Origin of the sequence: uncultured Caballeronia sp. (assembly GCF_964243625.1) — a bacterium.
Taxonomy (GTDB): Bacteria; Pseudomonadota; Gammaproteobacteria; order Burkholderiales; family Burkholderiaceae; genus Caballeronia.
Map to the genome: position 1 here is coordinate 1 of NZ_CAXTGZ010000477.1, position 4685 is coordinate 4685.

Sequence of the window (4685 nt, forward strand, 5' to 3'; positions counted from 1 at the left end):
TGCCAAACTTGTTTCAAATCCGGACACCAGAGGTACGAACCCTGATTCAAACGCGCGAATAATCAGACGGTTCTTATTAAAATCATCTTGCGCGCAAACGTTGCCGCCTGAACTCCCCAGTACAAACCACGCGGTCGCAACTGCGGCAAAGCGTTGCGGAATGGCGTTTTTCCCGCACCTGACGGCGCTGCTGGTAATTTCCATGGCGGTCTCCAAGGTTCGTCCTTAATAGCGAGACATGTGCCATCGGCCGCATTCGCCCGTCTAATGGGACTGCATCGAAAATGCGTTCGACAAAGGATTCCGAAAACTGAAGAAAATGTTTCACCACTGAAACGATGTGCAGTCAGCCGCCATATTTGTCAGGCTGCGCGGAAATGAAATTGTCTTATTTAAAGTATTTACAAACCGCTTATTAAAACGAAACGCTTCATTGATTCGTATGCTGGCAATGCTTCAGGATCGCGAACGGGGACATTGTTGCGGATATTTGTTTTCGAAGTATTCGCTTTATAGTAGTCTCTCAAAAACAGCAGCAGAAACAAAACAGGTTCGTTTATGAACCGCGCGACAGCACTCGTCGCTTCCGGGGTATCACCGTTTGCAGTTTTCCGAATGACCGTTCGCTTATGCTTTGCGAGTCTTCGACGTCTGCAACGAGATCGTGGGCATTTACCGGCGCGACCTTTTCAACGACCGTTGACGAAAGGATCAAAACAATGGAAGTCGCTCGGCGGCAATTAATCTATGTGACTCGTGACCCGAGCGCGCCTTTGTGCGCCCGGTTCGAGGAGAGGGGCTGGCACATCGAGGTGGTTTCCAACGCCAAGGATGCTCGCCGGTGGCTTCGCAACGACCTGGCAACCGGCGGCTTGCTGGATTTGTCGAGCAATTTCGAAGCACATGAACTCGCGGCGCTTGAAGCGTCGCTGACGCTCACCAACGTCGGCTGGGTCGCGGCTACCGTTGCGGGCCAGCTCGAAGACGCGGCTGTGCGACGGCTGATCCGCGATTACTGCTTTGACTACGTGACGTTGCCGACATCGAATGATCGCGTGGTGGACGCGGTCGGCCATGCGTATGGCATGGTGGCGTTGCACGAAAACGCATCGAACGATGCCCGCGACGGCCGCGCCGAAGGCGAAATGGTCGGCTCGTGCGACGCCATGCTCAGCCTGTTCCGCTCCATCCGCAAGGTCGCGATGACCGATGCGCCGGTTTTCATCTCGGGCGAATCCGGCACGGGCAAGGAACTGACGGCGGTCGCCATCCACGAACGTTCCGCGCGGCGTGAACAGCCGTTCGTCGCAATCAATTGCGGCGCCATCCCCGCGCATCTGTTGCAATCGGAACTCTTCGGGTACGAGCGCGGCGCGTTTACCGGCGCAAATCAACGCAAGATCGGCCGGGTGGAAGCGGCCAATGGCGGCACGCTTTTCCTCGATGAAATCGGCGACCTGCCGCTCGAAAGCCAGGCGAGCCTGCTGCGCTTCCTTCAGGAGCGCAAGGTCGAGCGGCTTGGCGGACACGGCTCTACGCCAGTCGACGTGCGCATCATCTCGGCCACGCACGTGGACATGCAAACGGCGATGATCGAAGGGCGCTTTCGCGCCGATTTGTATCACCGTTTATGCGTGCTTCAAATCGATGAACCGCCGCTGCGAGCGCGCGGCAAGGACATCGAATTGCTGGCGAAGCACATGCTCGATCGCTTCAAGAAAGACGCAAGCCGGCGTTTGCGCGGTTTTGCGCCTGATGCCATCGCTGCAATCCATAACTATGGCTGGCCCGGCAATGTGCGCGAGCTGATCAATCGCGTGCGTCGCGCGATCGTGATGTCCGAAGGGCGGCAGATCAGCGCGCGCGATCTCGAACTCGGCGAGTACGTGGAAGTTGCGCCGGTGTCCCTCGCGCAGGCACGTGAGGCCGCGGAGCGGCAAGCCATCGAACTCGCATTGTTGCGCCATCGCGGACGTCTCGGCGATGCCGCCCAGGAACTGGGCATATCGCGCGTCACGTTGTACAGGTTGTTGAGCGCCCATGGCATGCGCCATATCGAAGTCGACGCACCCACGGAGCACGTCACGCGCGGCTGATTTCCGGCCGCGCATGACAGTCCGTGGGCTGCTCGTGCTCGTCCAACGTCCAAACCCGGGGTTCATCCGAACTACTGCGGCTTCTATCGTTTTGTCCCCTTCAAGACCTCTTCGCGCCAGACCGTTCGGGCCTTGGTAAAATCGTGGTTTGGTTTTATCGGCGGCTGGATTCCTGCTGTTTTCCGCAGGCATCCGGCCACGGGCCACCACTTTTACGCACAACCCTTCCCATGATCCAGTATCAAGAACTGCTCAAAGACATTCTCGAGCGCGGCGCTCGGAAGATGGACAGGACCGGCACGGGGACGATCAGCACGTTCGGCCGTCAATTGCGGTTCGATCTGGCGGCGGGTTTTCCGATCGTGACGACCAAGCGCATTCACATGAAAAGCGTGGTCTACGAGCTGCTGTGGTTCCTGAACGGCGATACCAACATCAAGTATCTGAACGACCATGGCGTGACGATCTGGGACGAATGGGCCGATGAAAACGGCGATCTCGGTCCGGTCTACGGTCATCAATGGCGCTTCTGGCCGAAAAGTGACGGCACGATGGTCGATCAGGTAAGCGGCCTCGTCCACCAGATCAAGACACGGCCGAATTCGCGCCGGCTGATGCTGACCGCGTTGAACGTGGCGGATTTCCCGGACGAATCCATGTCGCCCGTTGATAACGCCCGCGCCGGCCGCATGGCGCTTGCGCCGTGCCATTGCCTCGCGCAGTTCTACGTGAACGACGGCAAGTTGAGCTGCCTCCTGTATTGCCGCAGCCAGGATGTGTTTCTGGGTACGCCGTTCAACATCGCGAGTTACGCGTTGCTCACGCATATGCTCGCGCAGCAGTGCGATCTGGATGTGGGTGAACTGGTCTGGACGGGCGGCGATTGCCATATCTACCTGAACCATCTGGAACAAGTGGACCTGCAATTGAGCCGCGAACCGTATCCGCTGCCCAAGCTCAAGCTGGCGAGAAAGCCCGAGTCGATCTTCGATTACCGGTACGAGGACTTTGTCATCGAAGGGTATGAATATCACCCGGGCATCAAGGCGCCAATTGCGGTTTAACGCAGACGTGCGTGCGTCACGGCTTCCATCATGCGAAGCCGTGACATGCCTTCAAGACGTCAAGGCGTAACGATGTTGAACATCGGGTCGAAGCGATCGAGCATGCCAAACAGCTCAACCACCTTCTGACCGTTACCGCTGACCTTGCTCGCGTCAGCTTGCTGTTGCTGACCGCCCATCAGGAGACCGGCGAAGTCATCCTTGCTCATGGTCAGCGTGGCGTCCGGGTTCGCAAGCGTCACGCCCTCGGTGTAGATCAACACTGAATTGCGCAGCTCGATACCGTACTTCCTGCCGTCGCCGAGAACCCAGTTGATCACTGTGTGCTTGCCGTCCGCCTTCGGACCGTTCAGCCGGATTCCCATGTAGTCGAGCAGCAGATCGGGACTCATCGCCGCGATCGCGTCAGGTGTTGCCGTGTTGACGCCCTTCAGCTTCGGCACGCCGTTACGCAATTCGAATGCACCCATCAGGTATTCGTTGCGCCAGGTCGGGTTCTCGGTCTGATAACCGAGTTGCTCGAGCGCATCTGCTTCGAGATTGCGAGCAGCCTTGTTCGACGGGTCGGCGAACACGACCTTGTTCATCACGGTCGCGACCCAACGGTAATCGCCCTTGTCGAATGATTGCTTTGCCTTGGTCATCACAGCGTCGGCGCCGCCCATAAAGTCGACGAAACGTTTTGATTCCTCTTCCGGCGGATACGGGTGCAGGTTCGCCGGGTTCGAGTCATACCAGCCAAGGTAACGCTGATAGATCGCCTTTGCGTCGTGATTGACCGAACCGTAGTAACCGCGGTTGTACCACTTCTTTCCGATGCTGTCGGGCAACTGGATCTGCTCCGCAATTTCAGTCATCGTGTAGCCGGAGTTCGCGAGACGCAACGATTGATCGTGCAGATACTTGAACATGTCGCGCTGATCGGCCATGTAGTTCACGATCTTTTGCTGACCCCAGGTCGGCCAGTGATGCTGCGCAATCACGACGTCCGTGCGGTTGCCGTAGCGGAGAATCGCCTCGTTGAGCGTCTTCCACCAGTTGGCTGCGTCGCGTACCTGCGCGCCGCGCAGCGTGTACAGGTTGTGCAGCGTGTGGGTGGTGTCCTCTGCGGTATCGAGCACCTTGAATTGAGGCATGTAGATCAGCATCTCGGACGGCGCTTCCGTGCCGGGCGCCATCTGGAATTCAAATTGAACGCCGTCGATGGTGCGGGTGTCGCCGGTCTTCTCAACCGTATCGCTGGGTGGAATCAGCCCGAGGTTGCCCGCCGACGTGGTTTTCCCAAGTCCGGCATCGACCTGTCCGCGCATGCTGGGCGGAAGCAGCGCGCCATATTGGTACAGGGAACGGCGGCCCATGGCGTTACCGGCAAAAATGTTCTCGGCGACCGCTTCCTGCAGGAAGCCTGCCGGTGCAACGACCTTGACCTTGCCGCTCTTGACATCCGCTTCGTCGATCACCCCGCGCACGCCGCCGTAGTGATCCGCATGGCTATGCGTGTAGATGACCGCGACCACCGGTTTCT

The 4685-nt window shown here is 58.4% G+C and carries 4 protein-coding genes; 2 read left to right on the top strand and 2 right to left on the bottom strand.

Annotated elements, in window-relative coordinates:
- A partial coding sequence (locus ACFFAR_RS25095) for a hypothetical protein (protein ID WP_375508651.1) occupies window positions 1-204 on the bottom strand: 204 nt, incomplete at its 3' end.
- Between the two features lie 515 nt (window positions 205-719).
- Here ACFFAR_RS25095 and ACFFAR_RS25100 point away from each other — a divergent pair.
- Both ACFFAR_RS25100 and ACFFAR_RS25105 read left to right on the top strand, forming a co-directional pair.
- Entirely contained in the window at window positions 720-2096 is a 1377-nt protein-coding gene (locus ACFFAR_RS25100; protein ID WP_061999993.1) for a sigma-54 dependent transcriptional regulator, read from the top strand.
- Window positions 2097-2326: 230 nt separating this feature from the next.
- A complete protein-coding gene (locus ACFFAR_RS25105) occupies window positions 2327-3160 on the top strand; it encodes a thymidylate synthase (RefSeq protein WP_062167303.1) in 834 nt (277 codons plus the stop codon).
- A gap of 59 nt (window positions 3161-3219) precedes the next feature.
- Here ACFFAR_RS25105 and ACFFAR_RS25110 read toward each other — a convergent pair.
- Window positions 3220-4685, bottom strand: a 1466-nt coding sequence (locus ACFFAR_RS25110; RefSeq protein ID WP_375508652.1) for an alkyl/aryl-sulfatase, incomplete at its 5' end; no start/stop codon positions are given.

What these genes read in the sequence shown, in the direction of transcription:
- ACFFAR_RS25100 (WP_061999993.1), top strand. Translation starts at nt 720, where the DNA reads ATGGAAGTCGCTCGGCGGCAATTAATCTATGTGACTCGTGACCCGAGC.
- ACFFAR_RS25105 (WP_062167303.1), top strand. Translation starts at nt 2,327, where the DNA reads ATGATCCAGTATCAAGAACTGCTCAAAGACATTCTCGAGCGCGGCGCT.